Genomic DNA, 19394 nt, shown 5'->3' on the forward strand with positions numbered 1-19394 from the left:
GCGCTAGATGTGGTTGTTTTTTGATCTCCCTTTAGAATCTTGTACTTAGCTGACGATTACCGTTCGTCGGGGTCCTTTGTATTGGTGACTGCTTTTAGTTGATTTCTCTGCAGGCCCCGTCAATCCGGCGATAGCGCTGCCCCTGCTTCAGCGCGGTTCATGGTTCCGTCAATTTTCCAACCTTGTGTAGCTCTCTTTGGTGAGCCTTGGGTGGGGTATCTCCAGGTCGATACGTGCCAGGGGCTTGAAGCCGGTCTTCATGGTCAGGCGTCCGTCGTGATAGAGGTTGACCAGGAGCTGCTGCCCCTTCTCCAGGACGACGATTTTCGAGCGTCCATCGGGTGCCAGTACCTCGTCGAACAGGACGCCCTTGAACTTGTGCCGCACGGCCCAGTGCCCGTTTTGCTTGAACAGGTGCTGCATGACCATGAGGTCTTTCTGAACCTGCATGGTGTTGACGCCTTCGAGCTTGCGGGCGAACTCGACGACGCCGATAAGGGAGCGTTGGCCGACCGCCTGACTGACTTCAGCAGCCGGGAGGAGGCGTTGATTGGTTGCTTCGAGGGCGGCTTTCTCCTGGGGTAGGAGTTCCAGCTTGCGCTGCATGATACCCATAGCTTTCGGTATCAGCTCGTCCTCGCCCATTTCGCCGGTCGCTACCTTCTCCTCGACCAGGATGTAGGCGCCGTCCTTGCGGATGGCCGGCAGAACCACTCGAGTAACCCAGTCCTGGAAGGCTTTGGCCTCGGGCTTGTCGGAGCGCATGATCAGCTTGTAGAGGCCGGATTCTTTGACCAAGCGCCCCGGCACCGCCCCCCTTATCGGAGTAGTGGATACTTCTTCAGCGGACAGAGTCTTCAGGGCTTGCGTAGTGTTGACGCTGCCGTCTGCCTTCATGTTGTAGCCAATGGCCTTACACACGTCGGCGGCGATGAACCACGGCTGGCCATCCTGCTCGATGACGCGCAAGTCCATCAGGCCGAAGTTGAATTTCTGTACCTGGCTCATGCCTTCACCTCGCTCAGCTCGACCAGGGCTTCCCGGATGCGTGCTCGATGCTCCCGCATGTCCTCGATGTTCTTGTCCAGGACGAACAGGGCGTCGCGCATGGCTTGCTTGGCGTGCTCCAGGCGCTCCTCGATGGTGGGTTACTGGTTCATTGCTTGTCCCCCTGCAGGAGCGCTAAGCCGCGCTTGGTTAGGTCGGCCAGAAAACAGCAGGGGGGAAGACACGCCCGAGCGAACCTTCTGGCGAGGGCTCTGCAGGGGCGTGATAATGGGTTAGACCACGGTTATTTCTACAGCCGAAATCCGCTTCCGGTGTGGCTTCTGGAACTCTGCTGCCTTGGCGGCGAGTGCGTCGACACGTTCATTCTCGACGTGGCCGCTGTGACCTTTGATCCAGTGGGCGGTGACGTTGAACTGGCCGAGCAGGGTATCGATGACCTGCCAAAGGTCGTCATTCTCGACGGGCTTCTTATCAGACTTCCTCCAGCCCCTGGATTTCCAGCCTGGCAGCCATTCGTTGATGCCGAGGACTACGTACTTGCTGTCGGTGTAGAGGTCGACCACTGCAGGCTTCTTGATGATCTTCAGGGCCTCGATGGCGGCAGTCAGTTCAGCCCGCTGGTTGGTCGGATGGTGGCCGTCGTTCAATGGGCCAGCGGCTTCTATGGTGACGCCTTCCGCGTTGCGGATGACGACGCCCCAGCCAGCTCTGGCGATGATGGTGCCGTTGTTGAGGCAGGAACCGTCGGTGAAGGCGGTGTAGGTACGTGCGGTCATGTGATGTGTTCCTTGATAGTGAATTTGAGGTGCAACCTTCCCGGCATCCTCAGCGGAGGGCGCCTGGTGGCTGATGGGGGTAGGGTGGACAGGGCGGAGCGGACCAATTCCCGACAGAGTTATAGGTGGTTCACTGGTCCGCTTAGGAGGCAGTTTTCAATGCAGCCTCGGGAGCGTTATGTCAGGGGCGGTCGTGGAAGACGGCAGTAGCGCAGCTGCTGTCGGCTTTCCGAAGAGACCGACCAAGAAAGAAGACCAAGGAGGACGGACAGGGATGGGGTGTCCTTAGTCCATCCTCAATTCATTGATGGCTGGTCAGGCTTTCTAGGTCCAGACAGCCGCTGCGCGACTGCCCAGCCCACGCCTGCCCTGAGTATGGCTACCGTCTGAGGTCAAATGCATAGCCGGTCAAGTTCGGCATCGGGCTTGAAGGCTGGGGCATCATTTGCTGCTGGTCGTTGGGCCAGATGGCCAAGACGCCCTTGAAGCTGTTCTGCAACGTTGGCATTCCGTTTACATCGAACCTCAACTGGCTCTTTAGACGCCTGGGGGAAGGCGACGTAGATCAGCTCGCCAATTACCTTCTTCCACGACGTTTCGGGGAACAGCTGGGCAAAGTAAGCAGCATATTCCTCAGCCCGGTCATGAAGCTGTCCCGCCAGTATGGCCAGCATGTCATTGGCCGCAACGGGGGCTTGTCGAGGAAGCCATTCGGGGATGATCAGCGCTTCTTTGCCTTGGGAGGCTGCTGCTTCCTTGAACTGGTTCTTCAGGTACTGATACTGGTTCTCCGTCATGTTGAGAACCCACGAACCTCTCTCGCTGTCTAGGCGAAGACCATAGAACTCACGGAGGATCGGCCACATCTCAGAGCGACGTACCCCACCTGCTCGGGTGCTAAGTTTCACCAGCTCGGTAATGGCATCGGCGCGTGTCATTGTTGCCTGATGTTCGAAGGCAACTGGATTGTCGTCATCGGTCTTCTGCGCTTCTTGCTTGATCTTACGTATCTGGCGTCGGGAGAGTCCGGTCTGCTCGACGGTGGCGCGCTCGGAGGCTTTGGTCTGCAGCAGTTGGATTACCTGCTGTCTCTGGTTGTCGGTCGCTGTCACTGCTGCTGTCTCCCTGCTTCCAGGATGGACCTGGCACTGGGCCGTCTGACGATGGGGCCTAGGGCGAGCCAACGCGGCTCCTCCCGGTCGCTACGGGCCAAGTCCAGGAGGTCGTCATCCTCCCAAGACAAGCCCGCTGTCAGGGCCAGTTCCATGGCTTCAGCCAGGCGCGTGTCGCGGCATTTCTTCTTGCCCAAGGCGCAGGCCAGGGTGGTCAGTCGGTCAAGGTGGTCAGGCCGTAGGTGCAGGTTCAACCGAACCCGCTCGGTGTTGGTGTTCATTGGATCGAAGTCCTTGGTGATAGAGCAAACGCCAGCGCCCCGCCTGGAGTGCTCCGGGCAGGGTGTCGTGGTCGTCGCGGGGAAGTGGTTGGGGAGTGGCTACAGCGCTTCGCTTTCCCTTGGTCCTGGGGGGGAAGCCGGTGGGCTTCGCGTCTGTACTCACAAGGTATGGCCGTAAATAGCTCCCGGCCTCCAGCAGTGCGTTGCGCTGTTTACACAAGGGGTGGCCGTATTAGCCGGGGGGGTTCTGCAGGGGCTGTGGCTGGTTGTCCAATGGGGGGCCGTAAATAGCCAGGAGGATGGCGCGGGGGGGGCTCCTCCTCGATGGTGGTAGTGGTCAGGCGTCCGTCGTGGCTTGCTCCTGGAGCTGTTTGGCGCGTTGTTTGGTGGCAGTGCTGTTGTTGGCTTCAGCGGCCTTTCGCGCCCTGAAGACGGTTGCCCGGTCTATGCCTAGTAGGCGTCCAATCTCTGTATCGCCTTTACCATCGGCCTTCATCGCTAGAATCTGATCTTGAAGCGGTAGCCCTTTCGGCTTACGTCCCTTGTACTTACCTTCACGCTTTGCCTTGTCGATGCCCTCACGCTGCCGTTCCAGCATCATTTCACGCTCGAACTGAGCGACCGCCCCTAAGACATTGAGCATTAAGCGTCCGCTTGCTGTGGTTGAGTCGATATTCATGTCGAGGATGTGTAGACCGGCACCTACCTTGTCTAGGTGCTCGACTATCTCGCCAAGGTGGCGGACGCTGCGGGCCAATCGATCCAGCTTAGTCACTACCAATGTGTCCTCTGGCCGAATGTTGGCCAGCATATTCTCCAGCTCAGGCCGGGCGGCAACGGAGGAGACCTGCTCCCTGTAAATTCGGCCGGCTCCTGCAGCAGCCAGCGCCCTTTCCTGAGCTTCAAAGCCAGCTACTTGGTCTAGTGTCGAGGTGCGTGCATAGCCGATTCGCATGCGGGCTTCTCCGTTGCGGGTGGTGTTGCATTGGGATCTTAGATGTCCGAAGGCTATCGTTGCAGAAATAGAAAGTCAATTCTTGTGCAACGGTTCCTGCAACACTTCTTGGCGTTGCGCTGGGGCAAGGTCCATTGCAACGAGAGAAGGGCTAGGCATCTGTTTCAGCGCAAAGCTGATTACGGTAGGAGAAGAGGATGTGCTGCAGGAGTTGAGGTCTTGGGTGGCGGCGCAGGTACAGGCGAATACAAGTCGAGGGCCGGGGGTACGGGGGGACTGGACTGCGACAATACTTATTAAGGGCGCTCAGATTTTTCGGTCAGAAATAGTCCGCACTTTGCCTGTTAGCTCGATGCTGGTTCTGGCGCCTTAGTAGAGGTAAGCAGTCGAATTCCCAAAATTCGCCTGCGCGTACTCGGGGCGGCCTTTGCCAGCAAGTTGTTTTTCTCTTTTTCAAGAGCCATCAATTGGTCTGAAATGAAGGCATCCATGGCCGCCATAGTCTGAGAGCCATTGCAAAAAGAGAAGGCTTTACCCCATCCCAAGATGATCTTGTCGATCCTGTAGAGCATGGAGGCGTATGAATATTTGTTTTCGCCATCACTGTATTTGGCGTTGTAGTGAAGACAGCGTTTGGTAATCTCGAACTCCGTGGAGAGCTTCGTTTTGAAACGTTTCCTCGTGGCTTCTGAGGGTTGGATAAGCCCAGGAGAAACATTGCAGCCTAGGAAGTCGAACCCCTTGTTGACTGGGCCTCTGGAAGCCTTATCTCTGTTCGTGGTTGGGTCATAGGCGTTTAAGCTCAGCTTGGCCAAGGCCTTTTGAGCTCGATTGAAGGCTCGGTCTACGTCACTCTGGCTTTTGCCTAGGATCAGAAAGTCATCAATGTAGCGAAGGCAAACTACATCCTTGGAGTTCATGAGTGCATCGAAGTCTGCCAGGTAGATATTGGCGAGTAGTGGTGACAGAGGGGAGCCTTGCGCGACGCCGATGATGCCGATTGGAAAGTGGTTGTCGAGTTCTCGACGTCGGAGGTCGTCGATATTTGCAAGATCCGTCTTGACGGCCGCGTCAAAGAGATCAAGCGTGTCGGGGCATCGAATATGGGGGGCGAGAATGGTACGAACCCGCTCCTTATCAATCTTGGTAAAGAACGCAGGTATATCTGATCGGATGTGAAATCGTGCCCCGGCCCGCATCGCCGCCTTGGCGTCCTCAATCGCCATGCTTACCCGTTTGTTGGGCAGGCCTCCGTAGCTCCATTGGATGGCAAGCACCTGTTGAACAAACTTGACTCGGCGTTGGAGAGCATCCAGTAGGGCGCGCTGGACGATTCGATTTGGGATCGGTGCAAGTACGAGAGGACGGACTTTTCCGCTGGCCTTCTGCTGCGCTACGCCAGTTTGTTGGAGAAAAACGAACTCCTTTTTAGATAGAGCCCGTTGTATTTCCGTCAATGAGTCGGGAAGCCTACTTTCAAACGCTTCCGCCTCAAGCCTGATTTCTTCAGAGTTCGAGAAGGCGGCGCTGCTCCGAACCTTTCGCCATGCGTTGTAGAGAGTTCGGTGGCTGCAAATATCCTTATAGAGTCGACTCACACGAACCTTCCAGGCGTTGTGTTGTTGGGCACTGCCAGTACGCTCTCGCCCAACTGCTACAGGGACTCACTACCTTCGGGAGACCCAGATACCTGAACGGCGATCTTGGTCGCGACCCGCACAGCGACCTCCGAAGAGATGACGCTGCCGTCTGGCAAACTTGGTTCAACGCCGCAGCGCGGCTCGACCAGCAAGCAAACGAAGTAGCTGGCAGCTAGAAACAGCAGAGCTGCCGGACGCGCCAAATTGGCACGTTTTTGCACGGGAGCATGTTGGTTTCCTCTGGGGCAGATTGGGCACGGTTCAGCGTACCTTTTTCGCGCCCTCGGTCAACAGCGCCACGCGCGGCCGAACGACGAGCACCGCACTGAAAATAAAGCTGCCAACCGCCTGGCGTGCCCCACGAATGGAGAGAGTTACGGTTGTAGATGCAGCAGTCGAGCGACACTCACTACCTTCGGGAGACCCAGATACCTGAACGGCGATCTTGGTCGCGACCCGCACAGCGACCTCCGAAGAGATGACGCTGCCGTCTGGCAAACTTGGTTCAACGCCGCAGCGCGGCTCGACCAGCAAGCAAACGAAGCGGCTCCATGATAACAAATTGCTATCGGCAGGCTAGTGGGAATTGAACAAGCGCTGTAGAGCTTAGATTGCTGGCGACCTCATCGTGATTATGACGTCTCGCTCTGCAGAGGCGGCCAGTATATTTCTTATCAACCTCCTGACTCTTTTAAGGGGCTGGTGGCTGCTAGCTCGAGATAGCTGTGCTCTTTCGTACCGATGTGGCTTAATGCCGTGCGTATCAAGACAAGGAGATCTAAGTGCTCAGGACAGTAGTAGCAATTGTCATCGGGCTTGTGTTCTGCATGGGGAATGATATCGCAGGTAATTTGGATTATCGGTTTGCTGCAGAGTCTCTCGAAAATGTGAAACGAGCGGAGAGAACGATAATCGCCTTACAGGCTGATCTACGAAAGGCAGCCATTCTAAGTGCCGGAGGGACCCTCAACTTGAAATTGCAGTCTTGGGGAAAGTCCGAGATCGATCAGGCAAAGCTTTCCCCGCGAGAGCTTTACGCGGTCATGGCCTCATCCATGCGTAGTCTTGCAGCCCTAACACAAGCGGCTTCTTGGGATGACGCAACTATGTGTCATCTGAAAGAAGCAGCTGTCTTGGATGATATGGCCGCAGGAAAGACAGCAAAACCTGCCAACTGCCGTGCATCTGTCTACGGAGCCACCCAAGCCACCGCACTAAGACTAGGCCCGCAGTTGAGCGACCCCAAGATTGCAGGCGCCATTAATCAATGGGCTGCCAGTACCGTGCTGTCTAACTACTACGCAGTCAAGGCAGATATAGCGCGTTGAGGTTAGGGGTAAGGCTCGGCGGTTTGATCTTGCTCAGGCTTTCCGACTCTCCAGTAATAGAGGGCTTGCGGTCGCGGTCCTGAGGTAGTTGATTGCTCGCTGCAGTACTTCGTCTGAATCTTTCAGCAGGCCCAGCGCCCTGTTGCAGTTGTGGCAAAGCAGGCCTCTGACATGACCGCTTGCATGGCAGTGGTCCACCACTAGCTTCATTTTATGATGGCTTGCCATGACAAAACCTTCACCGTCGCAAATGGCGCATAGGCCTGCTTGCTTTTGGCGCAAGGCCTCGTACTGCTTCAGCGTGATGCGGTAGTTACGCTGGAGATAACGGCCCGTAAGCATTCGATTGGCGCACGCTTGGCTGCAGGAAAGATGAGAAGGTGCTTGTGGCTGGAAGACTTCCCCGCATTCGCGGCAGGGTTTGGGCCTGAAGTACCCCTGAGGATATTTGCTGGGGGAGGCCGTCATCTCCGCTTGGGGCTTGTTCTGCATTGCGTAAACCATGCCTGTTTTCCGAGCTGTTCTGATTGGTGCTTCTATACCAATCCGGCTGCAGGCTTGTCCCTCAAGTGATACAAAAGGGGGGCAAACAGGTGATACAAAGCGCCTTGCAGGCTGACCCAGGTGGTCGCCTACAATGGCCTCGATTTCCATTTTTCTGCGTGGTCTGGTGAAGACCGCTTCAGAGGTGGCGCTGACTCATGAAGGCTCTAGAGCGGGCTGTTTAGCAGCGTTATGGTGGCCCTGCCGGTCCCCTCGCATTGATCAGCCGTGAACCCGGTCAGGCCCGGAAGGGAGCAGCCGCAGCGGTGACATCGAGTGCCGGGGTGTGGCTGGTGGGGTCCACCTCCATCTTCTGGCTCCCCTGATCATTACTGCGCTCGTCAGCATTGCGTCCAGACGCTGTGGGCGATCGCCATGACGCAATACGCCCGCCAGGCATCAACCTTAGCGGGCGTCGCGGTTGAAGCAGAGGCCGGTCAGTGGAACGCCGGCACTACCTGTTCAATGAACAGTTGCAACGATTTCTTCTTCTCGGCGTAGGGCAGGCTGTTGTCGGCCCAGAAGCTGAATTCGTCGACGCCCAATTCCTGATAATGGCGTATACGCGCGATGATTTCTTCCGGGGTGCCGATCATGGTGTTCTTGCGGATGTTCTCCAACTCGAACTCCGGGCGCTCCTTGAATTTCTCTTCCGGGCTCGGCGCCAGCAGGCCGTTTACCGGCGTCTGCTTGTTGCCGAACCAGGCATCGAAGGTGCGATAGAAGCGCGAGATGGCTTCGGCGCCGATCTTCCAGCCTTCTGGGTCGTCTGCGGTGTGCACATGGGTGTGGCGCAGCACCATCAGTTGCGGGCGTGGCACGTCCGGGTTGTTGGCCAGGGCGTTTTCGAACTTGTTCTTAAGATCCACGACTTCTTCGTCGCCTTTCATTAATGGTGTGACCATCACATTGCAGCCATTGGCAACCGCGAAGTTGTGCGAGTCCGGGTCGCGGGCGGCGATCCACACCGGTGGGGTGGGTTGCTGCAGTGGGCGCGGCGAGGAGGTAGCGCTAGGGAACTTCCAAATCTCGCCGTCATGGGCCACGTCACCCTGCCACAGGGCCTTGACCACCGGCACCATCTCACGCAGGTACTTGCCGCCGTCGGTGGCGGGCATGCCATTCATCATGCGATCAAATTCGTATTGATAGGCGCCACGGGCCAGGCCGACCTCCATGCGCCCGTTGCTGATCACATCAAGCAGGGCGCATTCACCGGCTACGCGGATGGGGTGCCAGAATGGCGCAATAATGGTGCCGGCGCCGAGGCGGATTTTGCTGGTGCGGGCAGCTAGATAGGCCAGCGTGGGCATGGGGCTGGGAGAAATGGTGTAGTCCATGGTGTGGTGCTCACCGATCCACACCGTGGAGAAGCCGCCTGCCTCGGCCATGAGCGTCAGTTCGGTGAGCTCTTCGAAGAGCTGGCGATGACTGACTTGCTCGTCGTATCGCTCCATATGAACGAATAAAGAAAATTTCATGCTGCTTTCCTCAAGTCTGTGGTTCGTGTTCGACCGGCTGTTGAAGCGTGCGCTGCGCTTCTCGATGGATGGCTCCGCTATCGGTTCGGGCGCTATGCAAGGCGGCGCGGATCGCTATATATTGGTATACCATAATACGGAATGTCTGCAAGGCTTTCCAACTCATTCCCAACTCAAAGGGCGCTACATGAGCATTAAGCAAAAACTGGTCATGACCTCTGCCGTCATTGCCAGTCTTCCGGTCATTCTGGTCGCCATTCTGGTGGTGATGAACCTGCGGGACGCATCCAGGGACGATTTCATCGATAGCAGCGGGCGCGAGATTCGTCAGGTGGAAAATGCCATGCGCCTGTTCTTCGAGGGGATCGAACAGAATGTCGATTATCTGGCCAAGCATCCGCAATTGGCTGGTATCGATGCAGATTTCAAACGCTATCTTTCCTCCGATACGGCCAGCCAGCCGGAAGGGACGCGTGATCGCGCGGTGTTCGAGCTGTTCGCCGGTTTGGCGGAGAGCCATCCGGCTTATGCCTATGTTTCGCTGGGCACCAGTGAGGGTGGCTACGCGTTCTGGCCTGGCGATCCGAACCTGAGCAACTATGACCCGCGTACGCGCCCCTGGTACCAGCGAGCGATGGCCCAGCCGGATAAGACCCAGCGCACCGAGGCCTACTACTGGGCGGCCGACGACGTGGTGCTGGTCAGCACCGTGCGTAGCTTCGCCAATCGTCTGGGGCTGCAGGGCGGAGTGGTGAATATCGATGTATCGCTGCGTCAGCTCACCGACATCGTCAAGCAGATCAAGCTCGGCGACAGTGGCTACCTGATGCTGATGGAGCGCAACGGCACCGTGCTGGTCGACCCGAGCCGGCCAGAACACAATTTCAAGGCGTTGAAGGATCTCGGCCCCGGTTATACCGAGCTGGCCGCAACCCGTAGTGGTACGGTAGAGCTGAACCTGGACGGCGAGGCGTACATGGCCAATGTCTACTCCTCGGACAAGCTGGGCTGGCAGTTCGTGGGCCTGATCAAGAAGAGCGAGGTGATGGCCGGCGCGACGAGAGTGACGTGGGTGATCGTCTTCCTCGCCGCCATCGTCGCGCTGGCCTTCGCGGCCCTCGGCGCGTTGTTCGCCGGCATGATCGTACGGCCGATTCAGGCCGTAGCCAGTGGCCTGGAAGGCATCGCCCAGGGTGAAGGAGATCTGACCCGAGAGCTGGCCGTGCGTGGCCGTGATGAAACCGCGCAGCTTGCCGGCTGGTTCAACCAGTTCCTCGCGGCCATCCGCGCCATGATCCTCAGCATCGGCCAGGCGGCTGGAAGCATCCATAGCAGTTCCAGCAGCTCCGCTGGTGTGGCCCAGGAGCTGGAGGACGTGGCGGCACGTCAGCGCGAGGCGGTGGACATGGTATCGACGGCCTTCCACGAGATGGTCATGACCGCCAATGAGGTGGCGCGCGCCTGTTCCGAGGCTGCCGGTTCGGCCGATGCCGGCCAGCGCCAGGCGCATGCCGGGCAGCAGCAGATCCAGACATCGGCTGACAGCGTCACTCGCCTGAGCGACGAGATTGCCCGTTCGGTGGAGTCGATGCAGCAGCTGCAGCAGGACAGCGATTCGATCCAGTCGATTCTCGGCACCATTCGCGCCATCGCCGAGCAGACCAACCTACTGGCGCTCAATGCCGCGATCGAGGCAGCGCGTGCGGGCGAACAGGGTCGTGGTTTCGCCGTGGTGGCCGATGAGGTTCGGGCGCTGGCCAAACGCTCTTCCGATGCCACCGAGGAAATCGACGGTCTGCTTGGCAACCTCGCCCGGCGTACTCAGGACACCGCGCGGCAGATGCACGCCAGCCTCGATGTGTCGCGGCAGACCGTCAATGCCATGGGCGAGGCGCGTTCCAGTTTCGAGGTGATCCGTGAGGCGGTGGACAATATCCGCGACATGAGTACGCAGATCGCCACGGCAGCTGAGGAGCAGCATCAGGTAGCTGAGGACATCAACCGCCACATCAGCCAGATCCACAGCGATTCGCAGCAGGTGGCCGAACTGGCCAGTGCGACCAGCAGCGATGCCAAGACCCTGACGGCGCTGTCGGACGAATTGAATGGTCTCGTGCGTCGCTTCAAGACCTGAGGAAGGCGAGCGCCTGTGCGCTCGTAGCGAAGATGCGGCCACCTCGATGGGTGGCCGCTCTAGCTGTCAGGCCGTGGCGGCCAGCGCGCCCATCTTGCCGCGGCAATAGATCATCGGGGCGGCGCTCTGCTCGGGGACGATCAGATTCTTCACCGCGCCGACCAGGATGGCGTGGTCACCACCCTCGTACTCGCGCCACAACTCGCATTCGATGATCGCCGTCGCACCTGGCAGCAGCGGGTTGCCCAATTCGCTCAAGGTCCATTCGATGCCCTGTGCCTTGTCCTTGCCTTTCTTGGCAAAGGCGTAGGCCTCGTGCTGCTGTCCGGCCGATAGCAGGTGAATGGCGAAGCGCTTGTTGCGAATCAGCACCGGGTAGGAATCGGAGCTGTAGTTGGGGCAGAACAGCACCAGAGCAGGGTCCAGCGACAGTGAACTGAAGGCACTGGCGGTCAGGCCTGCGACCTGACCGTCATCATCGAGGGTGGTGATGACGGTAACGCCGGACGGGAAAGCGCCCATGACTTTCTTGTAAGTATCGGGGTGGATCATCGCAGTAGCCTCTGAATGAATTGCTGAGGTATTACGATAATATGGTATACCAAAAAACGAGGCGCGCAAGTTCTCGTGGCTACTGCCCTTGCCAGGCGTACCAACGCTTGCTGATGGCCTCGCCGTTACGGCTCCAGTACTTGAAGTCGAGAGTGATCTGACCCGCCGCATGGGCGCTTGGCAGTTCCGCCGCGAGCTGCGCCGGAATCAACGCCGCACTGCCCAGGTTTACCGGGGCGTAACCACTGCGCATGGCGAAGTCGGCCTGGGCAGCAGCACTGGTGGCATGACCCAGAAAACGCTTGGCCGCTTCCTTGTTGCGCGTGCCACGGGGGATGACCAGAAAATCACCTGTGACCAGGTTCTGCTGCCAGTCGATGCCTACGTTCGCGCCGTCACGCTGCAGGGCGCTGACCCGGCCGTTCCAGAACATGCCCATGCTGGCCTGACCGGAGGTCAGCAACTGCTGTGACTGATCGCCGCTGCCCCACCAGACGATCTGCGACTTGATGCTGTCGAGTTTCTTGAAGGCGCGGTCGAGATCCAGCGGGTAGAGCTTGTCGGCCGGCACGCCATCGGCCAGCAGGGCCATTTCCAGAACGCCCGGGCTTGGCCACTTGTACAGCGCGCGCTTGCCAGGGTGGCGTTCGAGGTCGAACAGCGCCGACCAGCCCGCTGGCTTTTCACTGAGTGCCTGGGTGTCGTAGCCGAGAATGAAGGAGAAATAGAACGAGCCGACGCCATAGATGGTGACGAAGCGTGGATCGATCTGGCGTTGGGCGACCTGTTTCAGGTCCAGTGGCTCTAACAGACCTTCACGGCCGGCGCGCAAGGCGAAGTCGGCCTCGACGTCGACCACGTCCCAGGTGACGTTGCCGCTCTCGACCATCTTGCGGAAACTGTCGTAGTCGGTGGGGCCGGCCTGCCTGACGCGAATGCCGGTTTCGCGCTCGAACGGCACGGCCCAGGCCTGTTCCTGTGCGGTCTGGGTGGAACCGCCCCAGCTGACGAAGGTCAGGCTCTGTTGCTCGGCATGGACCGAATTGCACTGGCCGGCGGCGAGCAGTGCCGCGATAGCCAACAGCTTGATGTTCATGTGACCCTCCTTGTTATGGTTATGGGGGACAACAGCAATTTAATCTGTGCGGGTTTCGGCTTTGCACCTTCTGCCTGCCCATCGGGCTTGCACGGTCTTGGTGTGATTGTCGGACAGAAAGGGTGGCGCTGTGCCAAATGCCGGTTTGCCGGCCATGAAGTCAAATACCAGTGCGAGCGTTGTGATGGCCTGCCGGTTTCAGCGGTCCGGCAGGCGCTGTGTGCTCTGGCGCCGGGGTTCAGTGGCTACCGGCTCCCTTGAGCAGATCGCTGTCATCCCAGTCGTGGTAGACGCAGGTATGCGCTACCTGCCAGCGAACCCGCACCTCGCTGCCGGTTGCTTGCACCGTGGCCGCCACCGACAAGGCCTTGAGGCTCAAGCGGCTGCCACCGGCGGTCACCAGGCTGTAGGTCAGGCTGTCGCCGAGAAACACCACTTCCTCGACTCGCGCGCTGATCTCGTTGCTGCCGGCGGGCAGCGGGACCTCGCTGGCCTGTTCGACGCTCAGCAGTTGCGCCTGCTCCGGGCGGACCATCAGCAGCACCTGCTGGCCTGTGTGTCGCCCGGCTTGCGCAGGCACATGCAACGGCTGCTGCTCGAACATCACTTGCTGAGCGTTTAGGGCCGTGGCCCGGAGGAAGTTGGAGTTGCCCAGGAACGAGGCGACGAACGCGTTCGGCGGCGCCTGGTAGAGGTCGCTGCCGGTGCCCAGGCCGACGATCCTGCCATGGCTGAAGATGGCGATGCGCTGCGACAGGCGCATGGCTTCTTCCTGATCATGAGTGACGTAGACGATGGTGATGCCCAGGCGTCGATGCAGATGTCGCAGCTCGTCCTGCAGGTCCTCACGGAGTTTCTTGTCCAGCGCTCCAAGCGGTTCGTCCATCAGCAAGATGCGCGGCTCGTAGACCAGTGCACGGGCGATCGCCACGCGCTGTTGCTGGCCGCCGGATAGCTGTGCCGGGCGGCGGTGGGCGAAGGGCTCGAGCTGCACCAGTTTGAGCATGGCGTCGACGCGCTTCTCGATATCGGCGGCGGCCAGTTTGCGGATGGTCAGCGGGAAGGCGATGTTGGCGCGCACGTCGAGGTGCGGGAACAGCGAGTAGCGCTGGAACACCATGCCGATATCACGCTTGTGCGGCGGCACCTTCACCAGTGACTGGCCGTTGACCAGAATTTCCCCGGAGGTGGGCGTCTCGAAGCCAGCGAGCATCGACAGCGTGGTGCTCTTGCCCGAACCGCTGGAGCCGAGGAAGGTGAGAAATTCGCCGTCGCGGATGTCCAGGTTTATGTTGTCGACTGCGGCGAAGTCGCCGTAATGCTTGTTCAGGTTACGTAGGCTGACCAGGGGCGCCTGATCGTCGGACGTTTTGAGTACCGCGCTCATCTCATGTACCTCGGGTTGTCAGGCGTTCGATTCGCTGCGCCGGCGTAGCAGCGCGGCGATCAGCATGATGACGATGGACAGGCCGATGAGCAGGGTCGAGGCCACGGCGATCACAGGCGTCAAGTCCTGGCGCAGGGTGCTCCACATCTTCACCGGCAGGGTTTGCAATTGCGGGCTGGCCATCATCACGCTCAGTACCACCTCGTCCCACGACACCAGGAAGGCGAACAACGCGCCGGCGAGGATGCCGGGGCGGATAGCGGGGAAGGTCACCTTTACGATGGCCTGCAGGCGCGAAGAGCCGCAGATCACCGCAGCATCCTCGATGGACTGGTCGAACAGTTTCAACGAGTTGATGATCGAGATGATGGTGAAGGGCAGGGCGACGATCACGTGGCTGATCACGAAGGCCAGCAGCGTGCCGGTATAGCCGAGTTTGAGGAACAGAGCGTAGACGGCCACGGCGATGATCACTAGCGGCACGATCATCGGCAGGGTGAACAATGCGTACAGCGCTTCGCGGCCGGGAAACTTGCCGCGTATCAGGGCGAAGGCACACGGCAGGCCGAGAGCCACGGCACAGACAGTGGTGAGCACGGCGACCTTGAGGCTGGCCAGGGCCGAGGCCATCCACTCCGGATTGGCGAAGAACTGGCCGTACCATTTCAGCGTCCAGCCCGGTGGCGGGAACACCAGCCACTGCGAGGAGCCGAACGACAGCAGTACGATGAATACGATCGGCAGCAGTAGAAAGGCGGCGATCGCCCCGGTGGTCAGGTACAGGCCGGCACGCAGCCGGCCACCGATGGCATTAGGGGAGAGCAGCATCTTTACCTCGCGTTACTGGAGGCGACCGGCGATTCCGCCTGCAGCTTCAGGTAGACGTAGAACAGCAGCAGGGTGATGGCGATCAGCAGAGCTGCCGCCGCGCTGGCCAGGCCCCAGTTGAGGAAGGACTGCACCTGCTGGACGATGAATTCCGGCAGCATCATGTTCTGCGCGCCACCCAGCAGCGCCGGGGTGACGTAGTAACCCAGGGACATGACGAACACCATCAGCCCGCCGGAGAACAGCCCCGGTCGGCACAATGGCAGGAACACGCGGAAGAAGTTGCTCCAGGGGCTGGCACCGCAGATCGAGCCGGCTTGCAGCACCATCGGGTCGATGGCGCTCATGGTCGCCTGCAGCGGCAGAACGATGAAGGGGATCATGATGTAACTCATGCCAATCACCACCCCCGTCAGGTTGTGCACCAGCTCCAGCGGTTGCTCGATCACACCCAGCCACATCAGCGCCGAGTTGATCGCCCCGGAGCCCTGCAACAGCACCAGCCAGGCGTAACTGCGTGCCAGTAGGCTGGTCCACATCGACAGCAGGACGATGCTCAGCAACCAGCGCCCCCACCCACGCGGAGCGAGGGTGATGGCCCAGGCCAGGGGAAAGCCCAGCAGCAGGCTGATCAGCGTGACCAGTCCTGCGACCGAGAAGGTGTTGAACAGCACCTTGGCGTAGGACGAATTGGCGAACAGGGTCTCATAGTTGCCTAGTCCGGGCGTCGGCTCCAGCACGCCACGCAGCAGCAGCCCGATCAGTGGCGCGAGAAAGCACAGCATCAGGAACAGCAAAGCAGGCAGCAGCGGTAGCGAACCCTTCCAAAGAGCCAGGCGCGCCGGGCGGGAAGAGCCGCCGGCGGGTGACTGGGTCAACGGCGCGGCGGCGATCTTCATTTCAGCAACCACTCGTTCCAGCGGGCGGTAATGTCATTGCCATGCTCGGCCCAGTAGGCGAAGTCCAGAGTCACCTGATCGGCCTCATGCGCGGTGGGCAGGCTGGGGGCCAGCTCTGCGTCGAGCTGCGGCACCGAATCCAGGTTGACCGGGGCGTAGGCGGTGAGGTTGGCGAACTCGGCCTGACCTTCGGCGCCACTGGCCAGGGCCAGGAACTTCATGGCGGCGTCCTTGTTCTTCGCACCCTTGGGCACGACCAGGAAGTCGGCCATGACCAGGTTTTGCTTCCAGCTCACGCCCACCGAAGCACCTTCCTGTTCCAGGGCATGGATTCGCCCGTTCCAGAACTGGCCGAGGCTGGCCTCGCCGGAGGCGAGCAGTTGTTGCGACTGGGCGCCACCGCCCCACCAGACTATGTCTTTCTTGATGGTGTCGAGCTTCTTGAAGGCGCGGTCCAGATCCAGCGGGTAGAGCTTGTCGGGGGTTACGCCGTCGGCCAGCAGGGCCAGCTCCAGCACGCCGGGGCTCGGCCACTTGTACAGTGCACGTTTGCCCGGGTAGGTGGCGGTATCGAACAGCGCTGTCCAGTCCTGTGGCTGTTTGCCACTCAGGCGGCGTTCGTTGTAGCCGAGAACGAATGAGAAGAAGAAGGAGCCGACGCCGTGATCGGAAACGAAGCGCGGGTCGAGGCGATCACGCCCGATGACGTTGAAGTCCAGCGGTTCGAGCAGGCCTTCGCGAGCGGCACGCAAGGCGAAGTCCGCCTCCACGTCGACCACGTCCCACTGCACGTTGCCACTCTCGACCATGGCCTTGAGCTTGCCGTAGTCGGTGGGGCCGTCCTGCAGCACCTTGATCCCGGTCTTCTCGCTGAAGGGCACGGCCCAGGCGTCTTTCTGCGCATCCTGGGTGGTACCGCCCCAACTGACGAAACTGAGGCTCTCGGCTGCACTGGCAGTGGCGATTGCCGCACCCATGAGCGTGGCGACTAGTGTTGCCGCTATGGTTTTCTTGAACACCATCTTGCTTGCCCTCGTTGTTGTGTTTGTGCGCAAGCGGGCGATTGTTCACGCCCGCTTTTCAGGGAGCAGTGACCCCATTCGGGGTGTGTTAAGTCGGGCCGGGGCAGGCAGGGCGCTTGTTGGTGTTGTGCTGTTGCGCCTGAACTGCGTCGACCTTTGGAATGTCATATTATGGTATTCCAAATTTTGCGCAAGACTTTCTTGCCTTTCCTGTGCGGGCCTGATTCAAGCGTTGAAAGGAATGTTCTCCAGTACCTCCAGGTCGTAGCCGGTCAGGCCTGCATACTTGAGCGGCGGACCCAGATGGCGCAACTTGCCGACACCCAGGTCCTGCAGGATCTGCGCGCCGGTGCCCACTTCAGAATAGATACGCGACTGCGTATTGCTGAAGGGCCTGCGTGGCTGGGTCAACTGCGGCACGCGCTCGAGCAGGGCTTGCGACGATTCGTTGTTAGCCAGCACCACCACTACGCCATGTCCGGTCTCTGCCACTTTCTGCAGGGCAGCCCAGAGCGTCCAGTTCTGAGGCCCGGTGTACTCGGCGCCGACCAGATCGCGCAGTGGATCGATCACATGCACACGCACCAGAGTCGGTTCATCGTGGCGGATATCGCCCATCACCATGGCCATATGCACGCCGCCGGCGATGCGATCCTCGTAGGTCACCAGGCGGAAGGTGCCGTGCACGGTAGGCAGTTCACGCTCACCGATGCGCAGCACGGTGTGCTCGGTGCTCAGGCGGTAGTGGATGAGATCGGCGATGGTGCCGATCTTGATGCCATGCTGGCGGGCGAACGCTTCCAGCTCGGGACGGCGCGCCATGCTGCCGTCCTCGTTCATTACCTCGACAATCACCGAAGCCGGTGTCAGCCCGGCCAGCCTGGCCAGGTCGCAGCCGGCTTCGGTGTGTCCGGCGCGGGTCAGCACGCCGCCGTCGCGGGCGCGCAGTGGGAAGATATGACCTGGCTGTACCAGATCCTCGGTGACGGCGCCAGCGGCCACGGCGGTGAGCACGGTGTGGCAGCGATCCGCAGCGGAAATACCGGTGGTCACGCCCTGCGCAGCTTCGATGGAAACGGTGAAGGCGGTGCTGAAGGCGCTACCGTTGGCCGGGACCATCTGCTCCAGGCCCAGGCGCTGGCAGTGTTCTTCGGTCAGGGTCAGGCAGATCAGACCGCGTGCTTCGCGGGCCATGAAATTGATCGCCGCTGGCGTGCATTTCTCCGCGGCCAGCAGCAGGTCGCCCTCGTTCTCCCGGTCTTCGTCATCGACCAGCAACACCATCTTGCCCAGGCGAAAATCTTCGATGATTTCTTCGATGGAATTGAATGACATGGAAGGGGTACCTGATAGTGTCTCGGATGAATGATTTTATGGTATACCATAATACATGAAAAGCCACTTACTCAGGAGTCAGCATGAAGGCCTACTGGATCGCCCACGTCGATGTCACCGATCCCCAGCAATATGGTGAATACACCCGGCGCGCGCCAGCGGCCTTTCAGCGCTACGGGGGGCGCTTTCTCGCGCGTGGTGGTCGCTCGCAAGCCATGGAGGGGCGGCCGACGCCGCAGCGCAGCGTGGTGATCGAGTTCGATTCCTACGCACAGGCGCAGGCCTGTTATCACTCGGATGAATACCAGCAGGCCTGTGTGCATCGCCAGGGTGTGGCGAAGGCAGAGGTGATCATCGTCGAGGGCATCGAGGCGTGACGTCGGCAGGGTGAGTTGAGGCGTGCCCAAAGGCAGTCCGGAGCATGTCTGCCTGGGCGGTTACGGGGCGGTGATCAGCGCATGAAATGCACTTTGCCGGTATCGTCGTTACCCATGTAGATGCCGTACACGCCAGCCAGGCGCTCTTCGATGTAGCGTTCTAGGATCTGTCGGATGGCCGGGTAGTAGATCTGCTCCCAGGGAATATCCTCAGGAGCGAAGAAGCGATAGGCGAGGGTTTCCGGCCCATGCTGGCCGGTGATCTCCAGCGCCATGGCGCGGAAGATGATGTACACCTCGCTGATGCGTGGCACGCTGAAGATGGAGTAGGGCGAGAGAATCTCGGCGCGCACGCCGGTTTCTTCCCAGACCTCCCGCAGAGCGGCCTGTTCGGTGGTTTCACCGTTTTCCATGAAGCCGGCCGGCAGGGTCCAGGTGCCGACGCGCGGTGGAATGCCGCGCTGGCACAGCAGGTAGCGGCCTTCGCGCTCGATGATGCAGCCGGCGATGACCTTGGGGTTTTCGTAATGGATGTAGTCGCAGGCCACGCAGATCAGCCGCTTATGGGTGTCGCCCGCAGGTTGTTGGCGGCTGAGGTCGCCCGAGCCGCACTGCGGGCAGAAGCGCGGAGCGGGCATGG

The 19394-nt window shown here is 60.0% G+C and carries 18 protein-coding genes, 1 other RNA gene and 2 pseudogenes; 5 read left to right on the top strand and 16 right to left on the bottom strand.

The window, feature by feature from the left end; translation table 11 throughout:
* Positions 1-168 precede the first annotated feature (168 nt).
* The 6 genes from DXK50_RS11500 to DXK50_RS11525 form a co-directional block, all read right to left on the bottom strand.
* The gene (locus tag DXK50_RS11500; RefSeq protein WP_212630388.1) at positions 169-1008 is read right to left on the bottom strand and encodes a BRO-N domain-containing protein; all 840 of its coding nucleotides are present in this window, start codon (positions 1006-1008) and stop codon (positions 169-171) included.
* 272 nt (positions 1009-1280) lie between these two features.
* Complete coding sequence (locus DXK50_RS11505) at positions 1281-1784, bottom strand: ribonuclease H family protein (RefSeq protein WP_212630389.1); 504 nt, start codon at positions 1782-1784, stop codon at positions 1281-1283.
* Between the two features lie 392 nt (positions 1785-2176).
* A complete protein-coding gene (locus DXK50_RS11510; protein ID WP_212630390.1) occupies positions 2177-2896 on the bottom strand; it encodes a hypothetical protein in 720 nt (239 codons plus the stop codon).
* Complete coding sequence (locus DXK50_RS11515; protein WP_212630391.1) at positions 2893-3177, bottom strand: hypothetical protein; 285 nt, start codon at positions 3175-3177, stop codon at positions 2893-2895. The genes DXK50_RS11510 and DXK50_RS11515 overlap by 4 nt, the downstream gene beginning before the upstream one ends.
* A 337-nt stretch (positions 3178-3514) precedes the next feature.
* A complete protein-coding gene (locus DXK50_RS11520; protein WP_212630392.1) occupies positions 3515-4132 on the bottom strand; it encodes a recombinase family protein in 618 nt (205 codons plus the stop codon).
* 344 nt (positions 4133-4476) lie between these two features.
* A complete protein-coding gene (locus tag DXK50_RS11525; protein WP_212630393.1) occupies positions 4477-5730 on the bottom strand; it encodes a reverse transcriptase domain-containing protein in 1254 nt (417 codons plus the stop codon).
* A gap of 824 nt (positions 5731-6554) precedes the next feature.
* On the opposite strand from DXK50_RS11525, the gene DXK50_RS11530 reads away from it, so the two are divergent.
* Positions 6555-7100: a hypothetical protein gene (locus tag DXK50_RS11530; protein ID WP_212630394.1), complete on the top strand. Its 546-nt coding sequence runs from the start codon at positions 6555-6557 to the stop codon at positions 7098-7100.
* A gap of 33 nt (positions 7101-7133) precedes the next feature.
* Here the strand turns inward: DXK50_RS11530 and DXK50_RS11535 are convergent, their stop codons facing one another.
* Positions 7134-7592 carry an endonuclease VII domain-containing protein gene (locus DXK50_RS11535; protein ID WP_249186772.1) on the bottom strand — a complete coding sequence of 153 codons (459 nt, stop codon included), beginning with the start codon at positions 7590-7592 and terminating at the stop codon, positions 7134-7136.
* A gap of 253 nt (positions 7593-7845) precedes the next feature.
* Here DXK50_RS11535 and ffs point away from each other — a divergent pair.
* Positions 7846-7942: signal recognition particle sRNA small type (gene ffs, locus DXK50_RS11540), an RNA gene on the top strand.
* 138 nt (positions 7943-8080) lie between these two features.
* On the opposite strand, the gene DXK50_RS11545 is transcribed toward ffs, so the two are convergent.
* On the bottom strand, positions 8081-9124 hold the full coding sequence (locus DXK50_RS11545) for an LLM class flavin-dependent oxidoreductase (RefSeq protein WP_212630396.1): 1044 nt from the start codon (positions 9122-9124) through the stop codon (positions 8081-8083).
* 343 nt (positions 9125-9467) lie between these two features.
* On the opposite strand from DXK50_RS11545, the pseudogene DXK50_RS25490 reads away from it, so the two are divergent.
* Together DXK50_RS25490 and DXK50_RS25495 are read left to right on the top strand one after the other, a co-directional pair.
* Positions 9468-10400 (top strand): annotated as a pseudogene (locus DXK50_RS25490) (HAMP domain-containing protein); the annotation flags it as partial.
* 321 nt (positions 10401-10721) lie between these two features.
* Positions 10722-11258, top strand: a pseudogene (locus tag DXK50_RS25495) (methyl-accepting chemotaxis protein); the annotation flags it as partial.
* 66 nt (positions 11259-11324) lie between these two features.
* Here the strand turns inward: DXK50_RS25495 and DXK50_RS11555 are convergent.
* The 7 genes from DXK50_RS11555 to ribBA form a co-directional block, all read right to left on the bottom strand.
* The gene (locus tag DXK50_RS11555) at positions 11325-11810 is read right to left on the bottom strand and encodes a flavin reductase family protein (protein ID WP_212630398.1); all 486 of its coding nucleotides are present in this window, start codon (positions 11808-11810) and stop codon (positions 11325-11327) included.
* A gap of 79 nt (positions 11811-11889) precedes the next feature.
* A complete protein-coding gene (locus DXK50_RS11560) occupies positions 11890-12906 on the bottom strand; it encodes an ABC transporter substrate-binding protein (RefSeq protein ID WP_212630399.1) in 1017 nt (338 codons plus the stop codon).
* 238 nt (positions 12907-13144) lie between these two features.
* Complete coding sequence (locus tag DXK50_RS11565) at positions 13145-14293, bottom strand: ABC transporter ATP-binding protein (protein ID WP_212630400.1); 1149 nt, start codon at positions 14291-14293, stop codon at positions 13145-13147.
* A gap of 18 nt (positions 14294-14311) precedes the next feature.
* Positions 14312-15121: an ABC transporter permease gene (locus DXK50_RS11570; protein ID WP_212630401.1), complete on the bottom strand. Its 810-nt coding sequence runs from the start codon at positions 15119-15121 to the stop codon at positions 14312-14314.
* A gap of 2 nt (positions 15122-15123) precedes the next feature.
* Positions 15124-16020: an ABC transporter permease gene (locus tag DXK50_RS11575; protein ID WP_212630402.1), complete on the bottom strand. Its 897-nt coding sequence runs from the start codon at positions 16018-16020 to the stop codon at positions 15124-15126.
* Positions 16017-17042 (bottom strand): ABC transporter substrate-binding protein, encoded by a 1026-nt coding sequence (locus DXK50_RS11580; RefSeq protein WP_212630403.1) that lies wholly within the window; start codon positions 17040-17042, stop codon positions 16017-16019. The genes DXK50_RS11575 and DXK50_RS11580 overlap by 4 nt, the downstream gene beginning before the upstream one ends.
* A 225-nt stretch (positions 17043-17267) precedes the next feature.
* Entirely contained in the window at positions 17268-18377 is a 1110-nt protein-coding gene (gene ribBA, locus DXK50_RS11585) for a bifunctional 3,4-dihydroxy-2-butanone-4-phosphate synthase/GTP cyclohydrolase II (RefSeq protein WP_212630404.1), read from the bottom strand.
* An 83-nt stretch (positions 18378-18460) separates the two neighbouring features.
* Between ribBA and DXK50_RS11590 the strand changes: the two genes are divergently transcribed.
* Positions 18461-18754: a DUF1330 domain-containing protein gene (locus DXK50_RS11590; protein WP_212630405.1), complete on the top strand. Its 294-nt coding sequence runs from the start codon at positions 18461-18463 to the stop codon at positions 18752-18754.
* Between the two features lie 74 nt (positions 18755-18828).
* Here DXK50_RS11590 and DXK50_RS11595 read toward each other — a convergent pair whose 3' ends face one another.
* Positions 18829-19392, bottom strand: coding sequence for an NUDIX hydrolase (locus DXK50_RS11595; RefSeq protein ID WP_212630406.1), 564 nt, complete (start codon positions 19390-19392; stop codon positions 18829-18831).
* Positions 19393-19394: the final 2 nt, after the last annotated feature.

The sequence above is a fragment of the Pseudomonas sp. KB-10 genome (assembly GCF_018221585.1).
In the GTDB taxonomy this organism is placed as follows: domain Bacteria; phylum Pseudomonadota; class Gammaproteobacteria; order Pseudomonadales; family Pseudomonadaceae; genus Aquipseudomonas; species Aquipseudomonas yangonensis.